Annotated in this window: 1 protein-coding gene; it reads left to right on the forward strand. The window is 69.8% G+C overall.

Going from position 1 to position 569, the window contains the following annotated elements; translation table 11 throughout:
* On the forward strand, window positions 1-374 hold a 374-nt coding region (locus C665_RS19795), incomplete at its 5' end, for a transposase (protein ID WP_004331009.1).
* Window positions 375-569: the final 195 nt, after the last annotated feature.

The following is a 569-nucleotide window of genomic DNA, read 5'->3' on the forward strand; positions in this document are numbered from 1 at the left end:
GCGTCTCCTTCCGCTGGAAGGACTATCGCGCCGAGGGGCGCACCCGCCACAAGACGATGACGCTCACCGCCGGGGAGTTCATGCGCCGTTTCCTGCTGCACGTGCTGCCGTGCGGCTTCCACCGCATCCGGCACTACGGACTGCTCGCCAACGCGGGACGGCGGCAGCACCTGGCACGTGCGCGGGAACTGCTTGGCGCAACGCCTCCAGACGAGCCATGCACCATCGCCTCGGCGCCGGAAGCCACCGCGCTGTCGACCACGCCCACCACCGGCTTCGTGTGTCGCTGCTGTGGATCGGTGATGCGCGTGATCGAAACCTTTGCTCGGGGTGCGACGATCCGCGCGCCACCACTCCGTGGGGTGACCTCATGATCGGGCATCGCTTCCACGCCCGCAGCCTTCCGCCAGCACCCGTTCGGACGGGCCTGGTCAAGACCCGCTGCGCCCGCCACTGGCATTCACATCACAAGCCGCGCCGCGCGGACCTCGCCCGCGCAACCGAGGGCGGGCAACGCCTTCACGCAACACGCGGCGCCTGGCGCAGCACCACGCACATCGCGTACCTGC

It is taken from the genome of Thauera aminoaromatica S2, from assembly GCF_000310185.1.
GTDB lineage: Bacteria > Pseudomonadota > Gammaproteobacteria > Burkholderiales > Rhodocyclaceae > Thauera > Thauera aminoaromatica.